Annotated in this window: 19 protein-coding genes; 14 read left to right on the forward strand and 5 right to left on the reverse strand. The window is 44.6% G+C overall.

Translation table 11 applies throughout. The features are described from left to right. Positions 1-5 precede the first annotated feature (5 nt). The 4 genes from trpCF (at position 6) to R2S67_RS08095 (ending at position 4,403) form a co-directional block, all read left to right on the forward strand. Positions 6-1,445, forward strand: coding sequence for a bifunctional indole-3-glycerol-phosphate synthase TrpC/phosphoribosylanthranilate isomerase TrpF (gene trpCF, locus R2S67_RS08080; RefSeq protein WP_317343172.1), 1,440 nt, complete (start codon positions 6-8; stop codon positions 1,443-1,445). Between the two features lie 64 nt (positions 1,446-1,509). Beyond that, on the forward strand, positions 1,510-2,700 hold the full coding sequence (gene trpB / locus R2S67_RS08085) for a tryptophan synthase subunit beta (protein WP_005394827.1): 1,191 nt from the start codon (positions 1,510-1,512) through the stop codon (positions 2,698-2,700). Beyond that, positions 2,700-3,506: a tryptophan synthase subunit alpha gene (gene trpA, locus R2S67_RS08090; protein ID WP_256949190.1), complete on the forward strand. Its 807-nt coding sequence runs from the start codon at positions 2,700-2,702 to the stop codon at positions 3,504-3,506. Before trpB ends, trpA begins: the two co-directional genes overlap by 1 nt. Before the next feature lie 201 nt (positions 3,507-3,707). Further along, positions 3,708-4,403, forward strand: a complete 696-nt coding sequence (locus R2S67_RS08095; protein ID WP_176319997.1) for a Crp/Fnr family transcriptional regulator — start codon at positions 3,708-3,710, stop codon at positions 4,401-4,403. A gap of 122 nt (positions 4,404-4,525) precedes the next feature. Here R2S67_RS08095 and R2S67_RS08100 read toward each other — a convergent pair whose 3' ends face one another. Further along, the gene (locus R2S67_RS08100) at positions 4,526-6,067 is read right to left on the reverse strand and encodes a long-chain fatty acid--CoA ligase (RefSeq protein ID WP_317343174.1); all 1,542 of its coding nucleotides are present in this window, start codon (positions 6,065-6,067) and stop codon (positions 4,526-4,528) included. A gap of 545 nt (positions 6,068-6,612) precedes the next feature. On the opposite strand from R2S67_RS08100, the gene R2S67_RS08105 reads away from it, so the two are divergent. The 8 genes from R2S67_RS08105 to gspS2 all read left to right on the forward strand — a co-directional run bounded on the left by R2S67_RS08105 (position 6,613) and on the right by gspS2 (position 14,297). Next, positions 6,613-7,872, forward strand: coding sequence for a dicarboxylate/amino acid:cation symporter (locus R2S67_RS08105; protein ID WP_012841620.1), 1,260 nt, complete (start codon positions 6,613-6,615; stop codon positions 7,870-7,872). A 155-nt stretch (positions 7,873-8,027) separates the two neighbouring features. Then, positions 8,028-9,212: an acyl-homoserine-lactone synthase gene (locus R2S67_RS08110; RefSeq protein WP_317343176.1), complete on the forward strand. Its 1,185-nt coding sequence runs from the start codon at positions 8,028-8,030 to the stop codon at positions 9,210-9,212. Continuing rightward, on the forward strand, positions 9,205-11,745 hold the full coding sequence (locus R2S67_RS08115) for a hybrid sensor histidine kinase/response regulator (protein ID WP_005392853.1): 2,541 nt from the start codon (positions 9,205-9,207) through the stop codon (positions 11,743-11,745). Before R2S67_RS08110 ends, R2S67_RS08115 begins: the two co-directional genes overlap by 8 nt. Positions 11,746-11,856: 111 nt before the next feature. Beyond that, positions 11,857-12,099, forward strand: a complete 243-nt coding sequence (locus tag R2S67_RS08120; RefSeq protein ID WP_005392851.1) for a hypothetical protein — start codon at positions 11,857-11,859, stop codon at positions 12,097-12,099. A gap of 203 nt (positions 12,100-12,302) precedes the next feature. Continuing rightward, positions 12,303-12,866: a septation protein A gene (locus R2S67_RS08125; protein ID WP_005392849.1), complete on the forward strand. Its 564-nt coding sequence runs from the start codon at positions 12,303-12,305 to the stop codon at positions 12,864-12,866. Positions 12,867-13,093: 227 nt separating this feature from the next. Continuing rightward, on the forward strand, positions 13,094-13,489 hold the full coding sequence (gene yciA / locus R2S67_RS08130) for an acyl-CoA thioester hydrolase YciA (RefSeq protein WP_005392848.1): 396 nt from the start codon (positions 13,094-13,096) through the stop codon (positions 13,487-13,489). Between the two features lie 115 nt (positions 13,490-13,604). Beyond that, positions 13,605-13,901, forward strand: a complete 297-nt coding sequence (locus R2S67_RS08135; RefSeq protein WP_005392847.1) for a YciI family protein — start codon at positions 13,605-13,607, stop codon at positions 13,899-13,901. A gap of 3 nt (positions 13,902-13,904) precedes the next feature. Further along, positions 13,905-14,297: a GspS/AspS pilotin family protein gene (gene gspS2 / locus R2S67_RS08140; RefSeq protein WP_005392846.1), complete on the forward strand. Its 393-nt coding sequence runs from the start codon at positions 13,905-13,907 to the stop codon at positions 14,295-14,297. Between the two features lie 132 nt (positions 14,298-14,429). Here the strand turns inward: gspS2 and metE are convergent, their stop codons facing one another. Further along, on the reverse strand, positions 14,430-16,712 hold the full coding sequence (gene metE / locus R2S67_RS08145) for a 5-methyltetrahydropteroyltriglutamate--homocysteine S-methyltransferase (RefSeq protein WP_317343180.1): 2,283 nt from the start codon (positions 16,710-16,712) through the stop codon (positions 14,430-14,432). 278 nt (positions 16,713-16,990) lie between these two features. Here metE and metR point away from each other — a divergent pair, with 278 nt between their 5' ends. Continuing rightward, positions 16,991-17,902 carry an HTH-type transcriptional regulator MetR gene (metR, locus tag R2S67_RS08150; RefSeq protein ID WP_256965501.1) on the forward strand — a complete coding sequence of 304 codons (912 nt, stop codon included), beginning with the start codon at positions 16,991-16,993 and terminating at the stop codon, positions 17,900-17,902. Positions 17,903-17,922: 20 nt separating this feature from the next. On the opposite strand, the gene R2S67_RS08155 is transcribed toward metR, so the two are convergent. From R2S67_RS08155 to R2S67_RS08165, 3 genes are all read right to left on the reverse strand, one after another. Next, positions 17,923-18,123 carry a DUF4250 domain-containing protein gene (locus R2S67_RS08155; RefSeq protein ID WP_005392843.1) on the reverse strand — a complete coding sequence of 67 codons (201 nt, stop codon included), beginning with the start codon at positions 18,121-18,123 and terminating at the stop codon, positions 17,923-17,925. Between the two features lie 153 nt (positions 18,124-18,276). After that, complete coding sequence (locus R2S67_RS08160) at positions 18,277-18,987, reverse strand: hypothetical protein (RefSeq protein ID WP_317343181.1); 711 nt, start codon at positions 18,985-18,987, stop codon at positions 18,277-18,279. Positions 18,988-19,072: 85 nt separating this feature from the next. Then, a complete protein-coding gene (locus R2S67_RS08165) occupies positions 19,073-21,529 on the reverse strand; it encodes an EAL domain-containing protein (protein WP_164666463.1) in 2,457 nt (818 codons plus the stop codon). A gap of 423 nt (positions 21,530-21,952) precedes the next feature. Here R2S67_RS08165 and R2S67_RS08170 point away from each other — a divergent pair, with 423 nt between their 5' ends. Further along, positions 21,953-24,286 carry a YgiQ family radical SAM protein gene (locus R2S67_RS08170; protein ID WP_048625729.1) on the forward strand — a complete coding sequence of 778 codons (2,334 nt, stop codon included), beginning with the start codon at positions 21,953-21,955 and terminating at the stop codon, positions 24,284-24,286. Positions 24,287-24,406 lie beyond the last annotated feature (120 nt).

Here is a 24,406-nt window from a genome sequence, read left to right on the forward strand (position 1 = left end):
AGAAGATGACTGACTTCAACACTCAGCAAGCTGACAACCTGTCTGAACACGTTTCTAAGAAAGAAGCAGAAATGGCAGAAGTACTGGCAAAAATTGTCCGCGACAAATATCAATGGGTAGCAGACCGTAAGGTGTCTCAACCGCTAAGCACATTTCAGTCTGATTTGCTGCCATCGGACCGCAGCTTCTACGATGCACTGAGTGGCGAAAAGACAGCATTCATCACCGAATGTAAGAAGGCGTCTCCTTCCAAAGGTTTGATTCGTGATCACTTCGACTTGGATTACATTGCATCGGTTTACAACAACCATGCCGATGCAATTTCAGTATTAACAGACGAGAAATACTTCCAAGGTAACTTTGACTTTCTTCCTCAAGTGAGTGGTCAAGTCAAACAGCCAGTTCTGTGCAAAGACTTCATGGTAGATACCTACCAAGTTTACCTAGCGCGTCATTACAGTGCTGATGCTGTCTTGCTAATGCTGTCTGTCCTCAATGATGAAGAGTACAAAGCCCTAGAAGAAGCAGCACACAGCCTGAACATGGGCATTCTGACCGAAGTCAGCAACGAAGAAGAGCTTCACCGTGCCGTTAAGCTGGGCGCTCGCGTTATCGGCATCAATAACCGTAACCTTCGCGACCTAAGTACTGATTTGAATCGTACTAAAGAACTGGCACCGACAATTCGCGAATTAGCACCAAACGCGACCGTGATTTCAGAGTCTGGCATTTATACGCATCAACAAGTTCGTGATTTAGCGGAATACGCAGACGGCTTCTTGATTGGTAGTTCACTGATGGCGGAAGACAACCTAGAACTTGCTGTACGTAAAGTGACGTTAGGCGAAAACAAAGTGTGTGGCTTAACGCACCCAGATGACGCAGCGAAAGCCTATCAAGCTGGTGCGGTATTTGGTGGCCTGATTTTTGTCGAGAAGTCTAAGCGTGCGGTTGACCTTGAAGGTGCGCGCTTAACCATGAGCGGTGCTCCACTGAACTATGTAGGCGTGTTCCAAAATCACGATATCGATTTTGTTGCTTCTGTCGTGACCTCTCTGGGTTTGAAAGCGGTGCAACTACATGGTCAAGAAGACCAAGCTTACGTAAACCAACTCAAAGCCGAACTGCCAACAACAGTAGAAATTTGGAAAGCTTACGGCGTGACTGATGCGAAGCCAGAACTACTTGCAGACCACATCGACCGCCATCTATTAGATGCGCAAGTTGGCACCCAAACTGGCGGAACTGGTCAAGTGTTCGACTGGTCACTGATCGGTGACCCAAGTCAAATTATGCTAGCAGGCGGACTGTCGCCAGAAAATGCTCAACAAGCAGCGACACTAGGTTGCTTGGGATTAGATTTAAACTCTGGTGTAGAAAGTGCGCCAGGCAAAAAAGATTCACAGAAGTTGCTCGCGGCATTCACCGCCATTCGCAACTACTAAAGCTGGATATCAGCTAAAAAATTTAAAGCTATTCGTAGCGAAAAATACGAGAAGGAATATAACGATGGCAAAACTGAATGCCTACTTTGGCGAATACGGCGGTCAGTACGTTCCGCAAATTCTAGTTCCAGCACTGGAGCAACTAGAGCAAGCGTTTATCGACGCGCAAGAAGATCCAGAATTCCGCAGCGAATTCATGACACTTCTTCAAGAGTATGCGGGCCGTCCAACGGCTTTGACTCTAACTCGTAACCTAACCAAAGGTACGAAAACCAAACTGTACCTAAAACGTGAAGATCTGCTTCACGGTGGCGCGCACAAGACCAACCAAGTGTTAGGTCAAGCTCTGCTTGCGAAACGCATGGGTAAAAACGAAATCATCGCAGAAACCGGCGCAGGTCAACACGGCGTAGCAACTGCACTAGCGTGTGCGCTGCTTGGCCTTAAGTGTCGCGTTTACATGGGTGCAAAAGACGTTGAGCGCCAAAGCCCGAACGTATTCCGTATGAAACTCATGGGTGCAGAAGTAATTCCGGTTCACTCAGGTTCAGCAACACTTAAAGACGCATGTAACGAAGCGCTACGCGACTGGTCTGCAACTTATGAAGACGCGCACTACCTACTAGGTACAGCGGCTGGTCCTCACCCATTCCCAACCATCGTGCGTGATTTCCAACGAATGATCGGTGAAGAAACTAAGAATCAGATTTTGGCACGTGAAGGTCGTCTTCCTGATGCAGTTATCGCGTGTGTGGGCGGCGGTTCAAACGCGATTGGTATGTTTGCTGACTTCATCGAAGAAGAAAGCGTTCGCCTCATTGGTGTTGAGCCAGCAGGTAAAGGTATCGATACTGACCAACACGGTGCACCACTTAAACATGGCAAAACGGGCATCTTCTTTGGTATGAAAGCGCCATTGATGCAAGATCCTAACGGCCAAGTTGAGGAGTCTTACTCTGTATCTGCGGGTCTTGATTTCCCTTCAGTTGGTCCACAGCACGCACACCTAAACGCAATTGGCCGTGCAGAATATGACAACGTAACTGACGACGAAGCGCTCGAGGCATTCCAAGAATTGGCTCGCAGCGAAGGGATCATCCCAGCTCTAGAGTCTTCTCACGCTCTAGCTCATGCATTGCGCATGGCTCGTGAGAATCCTGAGAAAGAACAACTATTGGTCGTAAACCTATCTGGTCGTGGTGACAAAGACATCTTCACCGTACACGCCATCCTAGAAGAAAAAGGAGTGATTTAATGAGCCGTTATGAGAAGATGTTTGCGCGCCTAAACGAAAAAAACCAAGGCGCATTTGTACCGTTCGTAACGGTTTGCGATCCAGACGCAGAACAATCTTACAAGATCATGGAAACCCTTATTGAGTCTGGCGCAGACGCCCTTGAACTTGGTATTCCATTTTCAGATCCGCTTGCAGATGGCCCAACCATCCAAGGCGCTAACATTCGTGCGCTAGATTCAGGCGCTACACCAGATATCTGCTTTGAACAAATTGGTAAGATTCGTGCTAAATACCCAGATCTGCCTATTGGCCTTCTGATGTACGCGAACCTAGTTTACTCACGCGGTGTCGAAAACTTCTACGAGCGCTGTGCAAAAGCAGGCATCGATTCTGTTTTGATTGCAGACGTACCAACCAATGAAAGTGCAGAGTTTGTTGCAGCAGCAGAGAAGTTTGGTATTCACCCAATCTTCATCGCACCGCCAACGGCAAGTGACGAAACACTGAAGCAAGTATCAGAACTGGGTGGTGGCTACACTTACTTGCTTTCTCGTGCTGGCGTCACTGGTGCAGAAACCAAAGCAAACATGCCAGTTGGTCACATGTTAGATAGATTAAACCAGTTCGATGCACCACCAGCGCTGCTTGGCTTCGGTATTTCTGAACCAGCACAGGTGAAACAAGCAATAGAGTCTGGCGCAGCAGGGGCCATCTCCGGCTCAGCTGTGGTGAAAATCATTGAAGCGAATGTCGAGCAGCCACAAATTATGCTCGATAAACTTGGTGATTTTGTGTCAGCGATGAAAGCTGCCACTCAGAAATAATTTCCATTTGATGTAACGCTATAGCGCCCGCTTAACATTCTGTTTAGCGGGCGTTTTCTTGTATGGCGTTTATACCATATCATTTTTTATTCAACGCCCGCACTTTCTAAACCAATCTAAAGCAGAGCAATCAAAGAGTGATAAACTTTGCCACTTAACCAGCACAAATAATAACTAGAGCAGGATGCAGTAAGGTTGCACATGGAAGAAGTCAAAGCATTATTAGCCAAATGTCCTGTATTATCAGGGCTGCCCGAGAAAGGACTTAGTGAAGCAGCACAAATAGCTAAAGTTCGCTGTTTCGACGAAAAAGCACTGATTTGCAATAAAGGGGAACCTCAATCTTCTCTTATTGTCATTGCACAGGGTGCCGTACGAATTAATTCGATGAGTTCAAAAGGCAAAGAAGTCACATTAATGATTTTCGAGGCAGGAGGCTGGTTTGGAGACAATGTTTTTTCTCCCGGCATGCCCCGTATTTTTGGCGCAACCGCGCATTCGGGCGTGACCTTACTGGAACTACCTGGTGATAAGTTTCGCCAATTACTCGCCAAATATCCTCAAAGTTATCCTACGATTCTCGACTTACTTAGCCGCCGCTTATGGTCTGCCATTTCTGTTATCGAAGATGATGCGATTAGAGGAATCGAAGAGCGGATTGCAAGAAGGTTGCTGTTGCTTGCTGAATACCAACACAACCAAGCTATCAATACTCAGCCGTGTGTCGTGAGAGTGACTAGAGAACATATCGCCAACATGATGGGGCTAACTCGTCAAAGTGTTCATAAAGTACTAAAAAACTTAGAGAGTATTGGGATGCTAGAACTGAAATATGGTTCAGTGACCATTACTAATCCAAAACGCTTAGAAGCGCACATAAAACAACTCGAACAATAGAGTAAACAGATAGTTCATGTGTACACGCTAGCGAGAGATTGCCATCTTCTATTCTTGAGTAACGTGCACAACACCACTCGCTCCAAACAAGTGGCGCTGTGACCCGAAGTTCATTGAATTGACTAAGCCACATTCAATTCAGATTTCAATTCACGCTTTAAAATCTTTCCTGTTGCACTCATCGGGAGATGCTCACGAATTTCAACATAACGAGGATATTTAAAAGAGGCTAACTGCTCTTTGCCCCACTTTTGTAATGTTTCCGCGTCAATGTACTCTCCCGGTTTAAGCACAACGTAAGCCTTTATCTCTTCGCCATACTCTTCATTTGGAATCCCTATCACCGCTACCATTGAGATTGCAGGATGAGTCATAAACACTTCTTCAATTTCTCTAGGGTAAACGTTAAATCCACCTCGAATGATCAGATCTTTTATTCTATCGACGATAAATAGATTACCTGTACTGTTAAAACGGCCAACATCACCAGTATGGAACCAGCCATTTTGTAGCGCGGATTCAGTGACTTCCGGGCGGTCAAGGTATCCCTTCATAACATTATGCCCACGCACAACAATCTCACCTTCTTCACCGATCGGTAGCGCATTGCCTTCAATGTCGACAACTTTTACTTCAACGCCTTGAATCGGTTGACCTACCGATCCTGGTATACGTTCCTGATCTAAATGATTAAAACATGCAATAGGACTTGTTTCTGATAACCCGTATCCTTCAAGAATTGGGACATTAAATTGTTCCTCAAAGGATCTAAAGATTTCGGTTGGCAACGGGGCTCCACCGCTGATAGCAACACGTAGTGAGGATGTATCAAATTGGTGCTGGACATGAAGCAAACCGATATACATCGTTGGCACCCCAGCAAACAACGTCACTTTGTGTTTTTCCATCAGCTCAAGAACATGTTTAGGCTCAAACCTAGGCACTAACACCAAGGTTGCCCCGCCCAAAACACTAGCATTTAAGTGGACGGTTTGACCAAAGGTATGAAATAAGGGCAAAGTTACTAAGTGAACATCATCGGCCTGGCTGCCCATAATGTTTTGTGCCACCAGAGCATTCATTATGATGTTCTGCTGCGTCAGTTCAGCTCCTTTTGGTAAGCCCGTCGTCCCTGATGTATACAAAATAACACAAGTATCATCTGCATTACGCGGTACATAATCTGACAATGGTTCTGCATTCGCTATAAAAGCATTGAGAGTTGGCACACCATTCCATTCGTTTTCACTTTGAGATTGAGTCATCACGACCATATTTTCACATATATCAGCCTGCTCAAACGCTTTAACCCCCTCTTTTGCCATTGGCAGTTCAGCTGTCCCTTCAAAACAGAAGTAAAACTTCGCTTTTGAATCTTCTAAGTGATACTTAATTTCTCGCGCTTTCAAAAGCACATTTAATGGGACAGCAACCGCGCCAGCTTTTTGTATCGCATAATAAACAAACGCGAAAAAAGGAATGTTTGGGCATGAGAGCGCAATACGATCGCCCGGAACGACCCCTTTGTTGATCAAAGATGCCGCGATCTTTCCGGTAATCGCATCAAACTGCGCATAAGTTATCTCGACATCACCACATATCAACGCCGTCTTATCTGGTTTACTCGCAGCATTTCTTTGTAATGCAGCAGCAAGATTCATCATAATCGCTTCACCTCTTACTTGTTGATTTTCGTTTTATCGGCTCGGGAGCATTAACAGAGAGAGCACTCCTCGACACTAAAATGTTGGTACTTAATATTTGTCTCGCCCATTTCTGATTAACATTATGTTTACAATGCAATCAAAACTAAGAATGTAAAACAATTAACATTTCACAAAGCTAATTGGTAAAAGTGTGAGCTTGAAAGAAATTAATTGTTATAAATATCAATCCAAGTCACGCAAGACGCAGACTACGCACGCAAACACAAAATCCATCTCAGTTAACAAAAAGTAAACAAGAAAAAGAAATAAATAAAAACAATTACACAGCTAATAGGCATAACAAAAATCAATAGCAAACGTTTGCTATTGAACAAAACTTTATCGTTCATCAATAAAATATCGATTAATCCATCAATAATACCTTGCTGCATATTGCCAATTGTAAACGATAAGTGTAAAAAGCAAGGCGAGATAATTATCCATAAAACCATTTATGGTTAGTGGGTAATTTTAGGATTTTACATTTTATTAGCACAGAGGTTATGGAAGTGTTAAAAGAAAAGAGTTTGCTAAACAACATTGGCGTACAAGTCGTAATCGCCATGATCGTGGGCACAGCCGTTGGTGCCATGATGGGTCATGATGCGACAGTGTTCGCTCCTTTAGGTGCTATCTTTATCAACTTAATCAAAATGTTGGTTATTCCTTTGGTCGCTGTAGCCTTGATTTCTGGTGCAGCTGGTCTTGGGAACAGCCAGTCAGCAGGTAAAGTTGGCATCGTCACTCTAGGTTATTTTGGTTTAACATCCGCCCTAGCCGTTGCGCTTGCACTATTTATGGGTGAAGTATTCCAACCAGGCATGGGGATCGACGTCTCTGGCGTTGAAGGCATGTTCTCAGCAGAATACGCTTCAAAAGGTGAACTACCTACTTTCTGGGCAACCATCACTGGTATGATCCCAACCAACGTTTTCCAATCACTAAATGAAGCAAACATCCTACAGATCCTCGTTTTCTGTATGTTCTTTGGTATTGCAATTTCTAAGCAAGCAAAAGAGCGTCGTGAGCCAATCATTAATGGTGTTAACTGCATCGTTGACGCAATGGTTTGGATGATCAACAAAGTGATGATCATTGCCCCTATCGGTGTGTTCGGCCTGATGGCAGAAGCAGTCGGTACATTCGGTTTTGGCGCACTAATGGTGGTATTCAAACTGTTCGTTGTTTACGTTGCCGCAATCCTAATCTTCGGTTTCGTTGTTTACCCAGCAATGGTGCATATTTTCACCAAGACATCAGCGAAGAAGTTCCTGTCTTCAATGAAAAAACCACAAGCTGTTGCGCTTTCAACGGCCTCTTCTATGGCAACACTGCCTGTCACAATGGACACCTGTGAAAAAGAACTGGGCGTAAAAAATTCAACCGCGTCATTTGTTCTGCCTCTAGGCGCAACGATCAACATGTCAGGTAATGCGATTTACTATGGCTTGGTTGCTATCTTCTTTGCTCAACTGTTCAATATCGATTTAGGTATGGGCGCTTACATTGCAATTATCGTAACGTCTACATTGGGTGCGGTTGGTCAAGCGGGTGTTCCTGGTCCTTCTTTCCTAGTGGTTGCCGTGCTTCTTGCCGCTGGTATTCCAATCGAAGGTTTACCACTGCTATTCGCTCTTGACCGTATTTTCGATATGATTCGTACAGCACTAAACATCACAGGTGATGCAGCATGTGCAGTTATCGTTGATGCGCTAATTGAAGAGGAAGCGGCAGAAGCTGAGCTTAAAAAGCAAGAAGCTTAGTCCTTTCTCGAATGAACTAAAAACCGCTCACTATGAGCGGTTTTTTTGTCTTTTCTTGCATTACGTAACTATATAAATAGAAACCAATAGCATAAATTTATCAAAATGATATAAACCATTACAAAATATAAAAAACGTCAGAACTAGGTTATATCATGAGTCTTAAGCTGTCTTTGGAGCCCCTCGCCAGTACAGATTTGCCGATCGAGTCAAAACAACAGGCGCTGGTTGACACGGTTCTTCTTACTCTTACACCGCAAGAAAGGTCTTCTCTTTTTCAACAAGTTGCTTTGTATAGAATAAAGCTTCTTAAATCCCTCTTTCCTAAATACGCATCTAAGAGTCTGTCCGTACTGTTTGAATTAATAGATTATCGAGATTTAGTACAGCAGTATCCAACGCCTTTCTCCGAAGAGGCGCTCTTAATTGAACAAATTGCCGCAGATTGTTACCCGCATTGGATGGTTTTCTGGTGTGAATGTGAGATTGCTGCGATCAAGCAAAAGCACCCTTTAAATGAAGCGACAAGACCAACTCAGCTCTCGTTTGACGACCGCGACTATTCAAGCATATTGATCGAAGATATTGCCGAATGTGACCTAAAGGTAACACTGCCGAATCACGCTGCATTAATGCCGATTTTCGAAGCAATCACACTGAGCAACCTTGAGCTCTTCGTCCAAACTGAACAATGGTTTGAGATATTGCCTCTACTATCACTCTCGCAGAAAGGTCAACACTTTGTGCTATTGTTCAAGCAGTCATCTACACCAATCATGGTCTCCTCCGCTTTGGTGCAAAACTGGCACCAAAGAAATACCTGGCTCAGCTATTCATTACCATTTAGTAGTGAGCAATGGCAGTTTTGCCTTCCTGATTATGGCTACATTACTCTTAATCAATTAGGCCTTTGGGGAGGTAACGCTCTAACTCGCCAACGGACTCTTACTGAATTTGATGCGCAGTTCCAATCTCACTTGAAAAACACTGAAGCGGTTTGCGAAGTGCTGCGTCTAACAGTGGGTGGCAACATCCAACAAAAACTGTACTTTTTGTATTTGGCACAAAAAGCATTGATGAGTGAGCTATATAAAGCAGGCTATAAGCTCAGCTTTACCATTATTGAACAAATATTTATGTTAAATTTCTATCAATCTATTGATTTAGAGGCCTACTTTCACTCAGGATACCGCGACATTAACGGTGACGGTACCAAGACATACCGCGGTTTCTGGAATTTAGGTATGATGGTTGAAGCATTTCAAGACATACAGTTTCGCGACTACAAACACCGCGTACGGACAAAAAGAATTGATGAAAAGGTGAATGAACATGCTTGATATTCATCTTCACGGCCTTTTTTATCCAAAAGCAATGACGCTATACGCTACTGTACTGGTGGTGTTCGCTTGGTTGTTATATTACTGCTATCGCCTAAAACAGAAGAGTGAAACGATTTTAGGCTCGCATCATGCGCCGTATATTGCTTATTCTAGTTGCATCATCGTTTGGATCAGCAGCAATGCATACTTCCATACCGATTTATTGCCGGAGTTGGGCTCCGCTGGCGGTATTTTTATGGCTAAGTTGGCGAACTTGGCGTCATTCTTTGCCTTTGCATTCGCGTTCTATTTTTCTTGCCAGCTAGCGGCTGATATCAAAAAAACTGCGGTCAAAGCCTGGCAAAAAATCATCTTTGTGGCACTAGCAACGTACTCGCTTTACATCAACTTAGTGCCAAACCTTACTGTCGAAAATGTCACCATTAGCGGTCCAAGCCAGTTCGTGATCGAGTTTGGTCCCCATACCTCATATTTCTTTATTAGTTTGCTGACATTTGTGGTATTAACCCTGCTGAACTTGATTACCATGCGAGCGAACAGCAGCAAACTCACGCTGGCAAAAAGTAACTATATGATAGCCGGCATTTTGGTCTTCATGTTATCAACTGCAGTGATACACCTTGGAATGACTTACTTCCTTGGTGACTTTTCCTTAACCTGGTTACCACCAGCACTTTCAATTAGTGAAATGTTGTTTGTAGGCTATGCCCTGCTTACCTCTCGCTTTTATAGCGCTAAATACCTCACATACTTAACCGTTAGCGCGCTGTTTGTCTGTGCCATTTTCGTCCTCCCGCTGGGCGCAATATTTATTCCTATCTCGGAAGATAACCAATGGCTTGTAGCGGTGCCTTTATGCGCACTCATCGGTATCACTTGGCACTTGCTTTACAAACGCGTCAGTCGTTTCGCGTCCTATTTTATTTATGGGAAACGACATACACCCGTTCAACAAATTCTTGGATTAGAAGAGGAATTTAAACGCTCAATAGATGATGCAATGCGCCAGTTAGCAGCGTTACTGAATATACCAAATAATAAATTGCAGCTCGTCACCAGCAGTTACACCGAAACGTTTTATGAAGATTATCTGCCGTCAAGCAAGTCTGTTCTCGTGCTTGATGAACTGTCTGAAGAAATTGATTATGCCTCCTCGTCTAAAGGCTCAATGCGCAAGCTCTACGAACGTATGCGATCCAGCAATACGGCGCTCGTAATGCCTCTTTTTGGTCGTGGAAAGTCCGTTACGCACTTACTGATTTCTTCACACAAAATGGATAATAAGCTGTTTTCTAATGAAGAAATTTCAGCATTGCAAACCTTATTAGTTCGCATCCAGAGCACCATAGAGGCCGATAGAAAAGTACGCCAAAGCCGTGCGCTCGCTAACTCTATTGCGCATGAAATGCGTAACCCTCTCGCTCAAGTGCAATTACGATTTGAAGCTTTAAAACAGCATATCGAATCAAACGCTTCACTTGAGACGTTAAAGAGTGAGATTGATAAAGGAGAAGCAGCGATTCAGCGTGGTCGCCAACTTATCGACATTATTTTGCGAGAAGTCAGCGACAGCTCACCTGAGCACGAACCCTTAACTATTACGTCTATACATAAAGCTGTCGATCAAGCGGTCAGTCGTTATGGCTTTGAAAACGATCAAATAATTGAAAGGATCAATCTGCCCCAAGAGCACGATTTTGTCGCGAAATTAAACGAAACTCTATTTAACTTTGTCATTTTCAATTTGATTCGCAATGCTATCTACTATTTTGATTCTTATCCCGATAGTCAAATTGAGATTCGTAGCCAAACGGGGGCATACGAAAACATTCTGGTCTTCCGAGATAGTGGCCCTGGCATAGATAGCAGTATCTTACACAAGATATTTGACGACTTCTTCTCGTATCAAAAAAGTGGCGGCAGCGGCCTTGGCTTGGGCTACTGTCAACGCGTTATGCGCTCTTTTGGCGGACGAATTGAGTGCCAGTCTGAATTGGGCGAATTTACTGAGTTCTACTTGTATTTCCCGGTCGTCCCAAACGCACCCAAACCAGAGACGTTGAGAACACCAGACTTCAATGGCTGGAAAGTAAATGCACCACATTCTGAACCTCGCACAGACCAACACGTACAAGTAAGTAACGATGCACCAACAGTGCTCATTGTTGATGACAAAGAGGTGCAGCGTACTTTGGTTCAAATGTACTTAAAAAGGCTGGGAGTCAACAGCTTACAAGCAAATAATGGCGCTTCTGCGGTGGAGCTATTTCAGTCGCACAAGATTGATTTGGTGCTTATGGATGTACAGATGCCAGTGATGAATGGATTTGACGCAAGCCAACGAATTAAGCAAATTGCGTCTTCCGTTCCTATCATCGCACTATCTGGAGAGTCTGGAGCTAAAGAGCTGGAGCTCATTGCGAAACTCATGGATGACAGACTTGAAAAGCCAACCACGTTAAATGCGCTCCAAACCGTCATCAAGCGCTGGTTGCAACATGAGAGTTTTGCTACTTCCAACACTTTCTAATTTGCGAAGATAAAACTGGCACTAGATGTGCATTACTGAAGTAAATCGAATTATCCAGAGGGTCAAGCAAGCTGCAAATGGTTAGCGGATGAGCTTGATAAGGAGATCGCCATGTTACTTCATCGACACACATACTACGGCTTGATTCATCATGGAATCAAAGCACTACTACTCGATCGCTTAGGCCACTATACAGAAGAAGAATACCATCAGTATTTGAGCCTAATGACCGGCAAATCCACTTGCTTTACGATGTCTCTCGAAGAGCTTGAAGCAACCGTTGATAACCTGTTACGTGAAGGCTATTTAGAAGATGTCAAAACGCTTATTTCTCAATATCAACGTGTTGCTTGAATCTTAAATTCTATCAACTCAATTGCCGCTTTATCGCGGCAATTTTTATGCCTTCGATTTGCTACTTCATCTTTGCGAAATGTTGCTTGTTGTATCATTCAGTCAGGGGATTACTTCTCTTACCTCTAACCTTGACGGTATTCACATCTTGTCAGATTCCGTTAGACTGTCTTCAATTCACTAATTAGGTAGATTTTGCCACCATGAAGCAAATCCTAGATTTTATCCCACTCATCGTCTTCTTCGCTTTGTACAAGATGTACGACATCTACGCAGCAACAGGAGCGCTGATCGTTGCAACGGCAATTCAGCTTGTCGTCACCTATGCTCTGTATAAAAAAGTCGAGAAAATGCAGCTAATTACGTTCGTTATCGTGACGATATTTGGCAGCATGACCCTTTTCTTCCACGACGACAATTTCATAAAATGGAAAGTCACCATCATTTATGTGATTCTAGCTATCGGTTTAGCAGCGAGTCACGCAATGGGGAAATCGGCCATTAAAGGCATGTTGGGCAAAGAAATTTCACTACCTGATGCTATTTGGGCGAAGATCAACTGGGCTTGGGTCGGCTTCTTCTCATTCTTTGCTGGTCTGAACATTTATATCGCTTACGAGCTACCACTGGATGTTTGGGTCAACTTCAAAGTATTCGGAATGTTGATTGCGACATTTGCCTACATGATTGCGACTGGCTTCTACATTTACAAACACATGCCAAAAGAACAAAAAAATAACTCATCCGATGTGTCGACTGATGATTAAAAACTCAGTTTTGCTATAATCCGCGCACTTTGCAGCGACCTTCGGGTCGCTGTTTTGCTCCATGTATCACTAAACCGATCAAACGACATACCGGATTCAGACCATTCTTGCTGCTGTAAACCAACTTTCTCTGGTCCGGTGTCTGCGTTTTTTTTAAGGACCTTTGGTTCTAGGTATTTACTATGTTGGCGCTTAGTTTGAGCGCCTTTAAGATTTAGGATGTCACAATGAGTCAAGAAATTAGCTCTCCGAGAGGTCAACTGCTGCTTCGTACCCTTGCAATGCCTGCCGATACTAATGCCAATGGCGATATTTTTGGTGGTTGGATTATGTCTCAGCTCGACCTAGCAGGTGCGATTCTGGCCAAAGAGATCTCTTCTGGTCGCGTTGTTACCGTTTCAGTGTCCAGCATTACCTTCAAGAAGCCTGTAGGTGTTGGCGATGTCGTTTGCTGCTATGGCGAATGCACTAAGATTGGTCGCACCTCAATGAGTGTCGATCTGGAAGTATGGGTCAAGCCGGTAAAAGCACACGGTGTCGGCGAGCGCTTCATGGTTTGTGATGCGACTTTCAACTACGTAGCCATTGACAGTGAAGGCAAACCACGCCCGGTTCAGAATTAGTCAACCTACAGCGCTAACTGTTAGAAAGGATCTCACATTTTCTGTTGTTCACTTGTGATAGACACAAAAAAGGCGTTAAATTAACACTTTACCCTACCAATTAAGGAACTATGCTATGTGGTATGTCATCTTTTCTCAGGACGTCGAGAACTCGCTGGAAAAACGCATGAGCGTTCGCCCGCAACACTTGGAGCGCTTACAAAAGCTTCAAGACGAAGGTCGCCTTCTTACTGCTGGCCCTATGCCTGCGATAGACTCTGACAACCCAGGAGAAGCTGGATTTACGGGCTCGACTGTCATCGCTGAGTTCGCCTCTCTAGAAGACGCTAAAGCGTGGGCAGAAGCCGATCCTTACGTAGCGGCTGGTGTTTACGATAATGTAATCGTGAAACCGTTCAAAAAAGTGTTTTAATTTATGAAAAAATTACTGTGTCTTTTCTTGGCATTTGGTGCGTTAGCGGGCTGTTCATCTACCGATGATAATCAACGCCAGCTTGAGCTATTGGCATCAAACCGAGCGGGAGTCTTGTCCGCAGGTCTCCCTTTGGAATACGGTCCACTGCAGATAATGCGTGTCTCATCCAACAAAAATGTTGTTGAAATGATGATGATTTATAACGATGACGCACTCGGTGCAAAGCCGTTAAATCAAGTACTGAATACCAGTATCTACACCTATTGCAGTAACCCGGAAATTCGTAAGCAAATTGATATGGGCTTAATGTACCGTATTAAAGTGCGTAACTCTCGCGGTCAGTTGATGGCAGATGAGTTGGTTTCCGCGCAAACTTGTACTCAAATGAAATAGTCACAGTGAGTGCGTTGTTTTCGATACGAGCAATTCATCCGCTATTGCGGGATAGTATAACGACGAAAATGAACGGCTAAGAATAGAAAAACGGAGACCACGGTCTCCGTTTTTATTTGCTAAAAAGGTGCCTTACGCAAGCTCAGCACGAAGTTTCTTCGCCGCTGACACGAGGTTCGCCAATGCCGCTTCCGTCTCTGCCCAGTTACGTGTTTTCAGACCACAGTCTGGGTTCACCCACAAACGTTGTACCGGAATCTTTTCTGCCGCTTTCTTGATTAAGCCTTCAATCCACTCTTCCGTCGGAATGTTTGGTGAGTGAATGTCATAAACACCTGGACCGATTTCATTCGGGTAATTGAACTCTTCAAACGCTTTAAGCAGTTCCATATTTGAGCGTGACGTTTCAATGGTAATCACATCCGCATCGAGCGCCGCGACTGAATCGATGATTTCATTGAACTCGCTGTAACACATGTGAGTGTGAATCTGAGTCTCTGGTTTTGCACCCGCTGCCGAGATCTTAAATGCATCCACCGCCCATTCTAAATACGCTTTGTGATCGCGCTTTTTCAACGGCAGACCTTCACGAATCGCAGGCTCATCGATTTGAATGATATTGATGCCTGCATCTTGCAGATCAGAAACCTCATCACGCAGTGCCAGTGCCAGTTGCTGGGCGATTTCTTGACGAGTAATGTCTTCACGCGGGAATGTCCAACATAAAATCGTTACCGGGCCCGTCAGCATACCTTTCATCTGCTTGCTGGTTAGCGATTGTGCGTACGTCGACCATTCCACCGTAATCGGCTTTTCACGCTCAATGTCGGCAACCACAATGGCTGGTTTCACACAGCGAGAGCCATAACTCTGTACCCAACCAAATTTCGTCGTTTGGAAGCCCGCCAAGTTCTCCGCGAAGTATTCCACCATGTCGTTACGTTCTGCTTCACCATGCACAAGCACATCTAGGTCAAGGGCTTCTTGACGTTTTACGGCATCCGCAATATGTCCTTTTAGTGCTTGGATATAGTCGGACTCAGATAACTGGCCAGTGCGATAAGCACTGCGCTGAACACGAATTTCACCCGTTTGAGGGAAAGAACCGATTGTCGTGGTTGGCAACAGAGGCAAGCCCAATACTTCAGATTGATGCGCAGCACGCTCCGCGTAAGGTGCGCTGCGCTCGGCAAGTGACGCAGTAATACTGTTTAAACGTGCTTGAACTTGTGGCTTATTCACATGCGTTGCCGTTTTACGTGCTTTGATTGGCTGGCTGTAGGTATCACAAGCGAGAATCGCATCTTGATCACCATCGAGTGCGCGGCCAAGCAAGGCGACTTCTGTTACTTTTTGTTTTGCGAACGCAAACCAGCTTTTCACTTCCTCACTGAGTTCTGTTTCCAGTTCCAGATCAACCGGGCTATGTAGCAAAGAGCATGAGCTCGCCACCCAAAGGTTGTCGCCCAGTTTTTCTTTTACTGGCTGTAGGCGTTCAAGTTGCGCACTCAAATCCGAGCGCCACACGTTACGACCGTTGACCACGCCAGCAGACAGCACCCAACCCTCCGGTAGTTTGGCAACCACGTCGTCAAGCTGCTGAGGCGCGGCAGATAAATCGATATGTAAACCATCCACTGGTAGCTTTACAATTTTGTCTAGCGTATCGCTTATAGAGTCAAAGTACGTCGTTAGCAGCACTTTTACATCGCTTCGAATCACTTGGTACGCTAGCTTGAACGCATCAGCCCACTGACTTTCAAGCTCTAGTGACAAAATTGGCTCATCAATCTGAACCCACTCAACACCTTGACTCGCGAGCTTTGCCAAAATAGCTTGGTAAGCCGTAAGCAATCGTGGCAGTAGCGTCAGGCGATCGAACCCTTCTTCTACCTCTTTACCTAAGTAAAGATAACTGACTGGGCCAAGCAAAACTGGCTTCACTTTATGCCCAGCTTGGGTTGCTTCGTTGACTTCTTCAAACAGTTGAGGCCAACTCACTTCAAATGTATCGTCCTTGCTGAATTCAGGTACGATGTAGTGGTAGTTTGTGTTGAACCATTTAGTCATATCCGATGCTGCAGCGCCCGCACAGCCGCAACCAGCTTGAGATTGACCGCGACCCACTTTGAATAGCGTATCCAAATCAGGGAAACCTTCTGCGTGACGTTTTGGCACGTGACCCAGTAACAACGTGGTCGTCAGTACATGATCGTACCAAGCGAAATCGCCAGCGGTGGTAAAACTCAAGCCAGCATCTGCTTGTGTTTGCCAGTTTTTAGCGCGCAGATCTTCCCCAACCTTTTTAAGCTCTGCTTGATCAATTTCTCCGCGCCAGTATTTTTCCTGAGCGAATTTTAATTCTCGTTTTTCACCGATGCGTGGATAACCTAGTACGTGCGTTGTTGTAGCCATGTCCCTATTCCTCTTTCAATCTTGTTTAATTTGTTTGGGTCAGAGTATCTTTCGTCATAAAAGATGTCTGGATGGCTAAACTATCGCTCTCATCTGCGGTTTGAACAACGTCCATTTATTCAACTTATTTATTATAAAAATTCATCATGAGGCGGCATGATTCGCAAATAAACACAACAAACAGACGTCTAGACGTTTACATATCCATTTTTTGTCGTTAAGTTATTTATACGATTGCTATTCTGTTCATAGCGAGCAACAAAGGATGAAAGGAATTCATGATAGAGCTAAAACATTTGCGGACACTCACTTCGCTTCGAGACACCGGCTCTCTAACCGCGACCGCGACCGCGTTGCATCTCACTCAATCGGCCTTGTCTCACCAGATCAAAGATTTAGAGTCGCGGATTGGGGGACAATTATTCCTTAGAAAAACTCGTCCGGTGAAGTTCACTTCAGAGGGAGAAATCCTATTGCGTCTTGCAGAAGATATTCTTCCCAAACTCGCAAGAGCAGAAAATGATTTGGCAAGCTTGAAAGAAGACGTCAATGGTCGGTTGCATATGGCGATTGAATGTCACTCATGTTTCCAATGGCTCATGCCTGCTCTTAGGGAGTATCAATTGGCGTGGCCAAGCGTCACGTTGGATTTTTCGTCCGGCTTTGGGTTTGAGCCCCTACCCGCATTGTTGGCTGGCGAGTTAGATCTCGTTATCACGTCGGATATTCAACCTCGTTCTGAAGTACATTATGAACCTTTGTTCGACTTTGAAATGCGCTTAATTACCGCGACCAACCACCCACTGGCGGAAAAAGAAGTTATTGATCCGCAAGATCTCGCAGATCAAACCATGCTCTCTTATCCGGTTCAAAAACAAAGGCTAGACGTCGTAAAACACTTCTTGCAGCCAGCGGGGGTAGAACCCGCCAAATGGAAGCAAGCCGACAATACTCTGATGTTAGTGCAAATGGTCTCCGCTGGATTAGGGGTTGCAGCACTGCCAAATTGGGCGATTTCTGAATTTTCTCGCCAAGGCCTTATTACCAGTAAACCTTTTGGCCAAGGCTTATGGCGTCGCTTATTTGCTGCAACGCGTCACTCAGAGAAAGATAAACGTTACTTACAAGCCTTTTTCGCAACCGCAAGGCTACAATGTAAAAGCCACCTTGACGGAATCAAGATGGCTTAGGGATATGGATTAAGGAAGGTTTAGCGTTGATATGCTTTAAATTGGTTGGTTAATGGATCGTACTGATAACCAAGCATATCAAGCTTGCCTACAACGGACTCTACATCCATTTCATACACCGATACTAACTCGTCAAAACTGTCGCACTCTAAACGTAGCTTCTCATTGACGATACCTAGCAAAATAATGCTGTCCAAATTACCTACATTGCTTAAATCCATCGCGACTCTCCTCTTCGACAAGGTATATAAACAAGCGTAGACGTAATCACGTGAATTTAAAGTGAGCGCGATCCAAAACGTGAGTGCCTTATATTCAAGCAACCTAGAAAGGACTTGAGTACAAGCAGTATTGATCTGTTTCTCGACTCGAGATTAAGCCGCCAGAGAGAATAAACCTTGTAGGCTCGTCATTGACGCGAGCGCGAGCAACAGGGCGACGCTCAGTTGAACCTTTTCTGGTTTTTTATGTGTGAAGATATGCCAGCACCAAACAATGATTGAAGAAACTAGCATGGCTAAAGATAATAAAATTGGTTGTGTTGCGGCGCTCAATGTCGCTTCATTTAACTGGTAAGAAGCAAATAGCGTTGCGATTACCAGCAGCATTCCAGACACAATGCCCGTAACTGGCAAAATGCGGTGAAATGCCTGCAATCTGCTACGAGCGATAGTCAGAAGCAATTGAGAAAATGACGCCCCAAGGAAAAATATCATTATTGCCATCGCAATAGACGCAGGCCAGTTTGGCTGTTCAAATGCTTGAATACTTACATACGCAAAAGCCAAACCATTCGCTAAATGCATCGCCCAAAGAGGGCCTTTTTCACGCGTTTTCTTGGTTTGAACCTGAGAGTAGAAATAGAAAATAGCGAACACGATCATAAATGCTTCAATACGAAGAGAAGCAACCGCAAGCCACAATAACGCCACTGCTGGCAACATTTTATGAAGACGGCCTCTCTGACCCGGACAAATATCGCCCTTGATGAGAAGTAAAGTCAGTAGCGCTTGCGCGCCAAATAGCATCGGAGGAAAAGTAACCAGCAATTGTTGAATCATGTTAAATGCACGCTCAAAAGTCATTTTGGGGTGCGATAATAGCAAATCACCTATCGTCAAACCACCGAAAGTCTATCCCCAAATGTACTAGAACAGCGAGACTTTTTATTCAACAAGAAGCGAGATACTTCAACGCATCTTCTTGAGTTAACACGCCTCTGTATTCTTCTTTTTCATCACATAAAACCCACGGGAAGCGAATGCCTGTTTTGATTAGCTCTCGAATAGCAGCGACAGATAAGTGCGCATTGACGAGCACAAACTCCGTGCTCATTATCTGGTTCACCGGGCGTTTCCAAATCCAATTTTCTCGCTCAGTCTCTAATTCTGTCCCCATGGAAGGCGTTAGGTGTAAGTTAACTTGCTCTTTGGTAACTAAGCCAACACAGCGCTTTTCGTTAATGACAACCAACGGCGAACTTGGACTTAAATTCATATATTCCACCGCCAACGATAATGGCTCCCCGGGATCAAGGTGCCTGACCTCTTCATGGCTCAGTGATTGCAATACATCATCTTGTTTTGGTTTGACAGCAACACCCGAAAACAAATGTTCGTAACTTTCCGCTTTCTCCATCAAATCGACAGGCCGAGCACGAGAGAACAAAAAGCCTTGCATGTAATCAACACCTATTTCAGCCAATGTTTGAAGCTCCTGTTCTGACTCCACGCCCTCGGCAACCACTTTTACATTCATTTGCTGAGCAAGATCAGTGACCATTTTGACAATATTATAACTGGTATTGCCATGCTGAATGTTCTTAACGAATTTTCGGTCGATTTTCAGTAAATCAAACTGCCCTTTCTCTAGGTAAGAAAAAGAAGAATACCCTGTACCGAAGTCATCAATCGCAATTTTAATGCCCTCTTTGCGCACTTGCTCTAGCGCTTGCGTATGCTCTTCGTCTTGCTCAAAATACGCTGTTTCCGTCAGCTCAATCGTGACTCGTTTAGGATCGACACCACTGGCTTTAATTAGGTCATGCGAACGCTGAAGAACCTGGAGCGAATCCAATTTAGTATTCAGTGAGCGATTGATGGTTAACCCTATTTCCTCGCCATATATGTCTTGCAAGCGCGGAAAGTGTTTGAGCGCGGCTTGACAAACCTCATCATCCAGAGCCGCAATCAACTCTAAATCTTCAATAACAGTAATCATCTCTTGAGTGCTATAGGCATCACTTTCATGATAAAAGCGCGCTAAGGCCTCGAACTTAACGACTTTACCAGTTCGGCTGTCAATTATTGGTTGAAAATGAACATCCACCAGCCCACTGTCTATTTGCGCTTCCAAAAACGCCTCTAAATGCTGGCGTTTTACTAACTCAGAATGAAGCTCACTATTATAAAAATTAAAATAGCCACCTTCTCCAGAAAGTGAGGACAACATCGCCTGGGCTGCATGCGCTAACGCTTGCTTTGGCCTGTTAGTATCATAGCCGAGGATTGACACACCCGTTTGTCCCTCGACGATAGTGGTATGCATTTTTGTTCCCATTTCATTCCTAAGCTCAGTGAAGAACCCTTTCATCGCAATTTGAATCAAACGTAAAGGACTTAGCCATTGACAGTGAGGAGTTTGTAAACAGACAACAAACACATCCCTAGAAAGTTGACCCGCTATACTGGTGTAGCGGCTTCGCATAATAAAATCGGCGAAGCCTAATTGCTGTTCAAGTAAGCATTTTTCAGAAAAATTTGGTCTGAGAGTCATGACGATATTGAGTTCTTTACTCCCACTTTCGTTCGCCAAATTAGCTAATTGCAGTTCGAACTCTTCTCTAGAAGGCAAAAACGCTGACCAATCATGTGGTTGTTCACAGCGATTTTTCATCCACAACAAGGAAGCCGAAATGTCAGTAGAGAAGCCGAGATAAAGAATCCGTCCAGAATGAAACGTTAGCCGATAGATACAAAGATGATGTGCCTGATTACTACCATTTGCAGTTCTACTCAATAAATTACCGCTCCAGTATCCTTCATCATCAATATGTTGCCAGAGTTGGTCGTAAAACGCCTGACTATGGTGAGATGTGCTAAAGATATAGGTTTTAAGTCCAACCAAATCACGGTTTTGATAACCCATTTGCAATTCAAAGGCGCGGTTACAACCCAAGATTCGGGTGTCTTCGTCCGCGACTAAAACCCCTACATTCGGTAAATCAAAAATCGTTTCGAGAATTTTCGCTAACTCTTCGCAGCCAGTGATCGTCAATTGCGGGATGATAGAGCCTTGAACAATACGCTCATTGAGCTTTTCAAAGCTAATTGTGACATGTATTAAGCGAGCTTCATTAAGCATCATGCAACAAGAAAAACGACCTTGCCCACCTAGGAGCTCCACTTCTAAAATTCGTTGTCTTAGTGTTTCCTGTTGCCCCATCAGCATGTGCTCAAATAAATCATCTAAGCAGGTGACTGGCGTATTTAACCCAAAAGCATTTGCCATTCCTAGCTGGTCGCATTCGAACTCGCGAGTATCAATCTTGTAAGACCATTCAATCACTGGAGTCGGATTGGATGTCGGTTGCACTTTTTCATGCGCTATTGTTGTTGAGTCACTCATTCCCTAGCCCCCTTTTTAATTAGCCTCATGCTCAAGGTTCGTAGTCAACGTGCCTTATTCCATTTGGGACCTGCTGATCCTCTTGTAAAATAGATTCTGGCAACGTAAGCCAATCGACTTAGAACCTTTTCAGAGCTTGTTCGGCTTTTTGCATTTTCCTATGCATTAATTTGATTATAGGCGTTGTTTTTAATAAGCACACCATTGCTTATTGGTTGTATTAACATTGCGACATTTTTTCACGACTCGACCTATAACCATGAGGCTTTCAAGGTGATATTAGACATAAAATCGCCGATATAGCCTTGATATTTTTGCAAACCAAATAAAACTCGATGAACTAAGCTTGAATAGATGAGTTTGGTATAGATACCTGATCCTCAAATCGCTATAATTCGCGCTCCCTGGAACAGAGAGCAAAATATGACCAATAACATCACTCCTATTCATGAGTACAAAAAATACTGGGCAGAGTGTTTTGGTACGGCACCTTTCTTGCCGACCAGTCGCAAAGAAATGGACGCCCTAGGATGGGATAGCTGTGACATTATCATCGTAACCGGTGACGCTTACGTAGATCACCCAAGCTTTGGTATGGCTATCATTGGCCGTCTGCTAGAAGCGCAGGGTTTCCGTGTCGGTATCATTGCTCAACCAGAATGGCAAAACAAAGATGCGTTCATGCAGCTTGGTAAGCCAAATCTGTTCTTCGGGATCACTGCGGGTAACATGGACTCCATGATCAACCGTTACACCGCGGATAAAAAACTTCGTCACGATGACGCGTACACACCAAACAACGAAGGTGGCAAACGCCCAGACCGCGCGACTTTGGTTTACTCTCAGCGTTGTCGTGAAGCCTATAAAGAAGTGCCTATTGTTTTAGGTGGTATCGAAGCCAGCCTACGCCGTGTTGCGCACTACGATTACTGGTCAGACAAAGTTCGCCGTTCGGTACTGTTTGATGCAAAAGCAGACATCCTACTTTTCGGTAACGCAGAACGCGCACTTGTAGAAGTGGCGCATCGCATCGCAAATGGTGAAGACATCAGCACCATGACCAATATTCGTGGTACTGCCGTGAACTTGCCAGCCGCGCCAGAAGGCTACACGGTTATCGATTCTTCTCGCATTGAAAAACCTCGTAAAGAAGCGTTCGTACCAAAGAACCCATACGAAGTAGAAACTCAGTGTGAAACTAAAAAAGATGAGCCAGTTGCACAACCAATCACGATTCGCCCATCACGCCACGATGCTGCAACAACTGCGGTTCGCTTACCTTCGTTTGAAAAACTAAGAAACGATCGCATTCTTTATGCTCATGCAAGTCGTGTATTGCATTTAGAAACAAACCCGTACTCTGGCCGAGCGTTACTTCAAAGCCATGGTGATCGTGAACTTTGGGTAAACCAAGCCCCAATCCCATTGACAACCGAAGAGATGGACTTTGTGTTTGGCTTGCCTTACGCGCGTGTTCCTCATCCTATGTACGGCAAAGCGAAAATTCCAGCGTATGACATGATCAAAACGTCTGTGAACATCATGCGTGGTTGTTTTGGTGGCTGTTCTTTCTGTTCGATTACCGAGCACGAAGGCCGAATCATTCAAAACCGCTCGAAAGAGTCAATCATTAACGAGATTGAAGAAATTCGCGACAAAGTTCCGGGCTTTACCGGCACAATTTCCGATCTTGGTGGGCCGACTGCAAACATGTACCGTCTGGGCTGTAAAGATCCAAAAGCGGAAGCGAACTGTCGTCGTCCATCCTGTGTATTCCCGGGCATCTGTAACAAGTTAAATACAGACCACAAACACACGATCGATTTATACCGCGAAGCGCGTAAAGTTGAAGGCGTGAAGAAAGTGATGGTCGCATCTGGCGTACGTTACGACCTTGCGATTGAATCACCAGAATACGTGAAAGAGCTCGTAACTCATCACGTAGGTGGTTACTTGAAGATTGCACCGGAACATACAGAGAAAGGCCCTCTTGATCTGATGATGAAACCTGGCATGGGCACGTATGATCGCTTTAAAGAGATGTTCGAGAAGTACAGCGCAGAAGCGGGTAAGAAGCAGTACTTAATCCCTTACTTTATCTCTGCGCACCCAGGCACAGAAGACGAAGACATGCTGAACCTTGCTCTGTGGCTGAAGAAAAACAACTTCGAGTGTGACCAAGTACAAAACTTCTACCCTTCGCCAATGTGTAACGCAACGTCGATGTACTACTCAGAGACAAACCCTCTGAAACGAGTGAAGTATAAAAAACGTGAAGATGTACCTGTAGCAAAAGGTGAGCGTCAACGTCGCCTACATAAAGCGCTGTTGCGTTACCACGATCCAGCAAACTGGCCAATGATCCGTGAAGCCCTAATCAGCATGGGTAAAAAACATCTGATTGGTGACAAACAAGGCTGTCTCGTTCCTGCGGAAGACATTGAAGCACAAACACCTGCACAACGTCGTAAATCTGGTCGTCACGGGGCAAACCGCTTTGCTACGAAACATACCAAAAACCAACCGGGCTTTGGTGGTCATTTGAACAAACGCTCTGAAGGCGGTTCAAAAGATGGTAAACCATCTGGCAACCGTAACGGCTCTGACAAAGCAAAAGGTGGTCAACGCCCTGCAAGCAACGGCCAACGTCCTAGCGGCAACGGTGCAAACCGCCCGGCAGGTAGCAAGCCGCAAGGTCAAGGTCGCCCACAAGGACAAGGCAAACCAGCTGGTCAACGTAAACCAAAGCGTCGTTAATTCTTTAGCACTTAAATACTAGAAAGGGCTCCAGAGKTAACTCTGGAGCCCTTTTGTTTTGTCGGTTCATTGAGGTATCACTCACAACTCAAACTTTGATTCAATCAATACAAAAAATGG

It is taken from the genome of Vibrio sp. T13N, assembly GCF_032970445.1.
Taxonomy (GTDB): Bacteria; Pseudomonadota; Gammaproteobacteria; order Enterobacterales; family Vibrionaceae; genus Vibrio; species Vibrio diabolicus.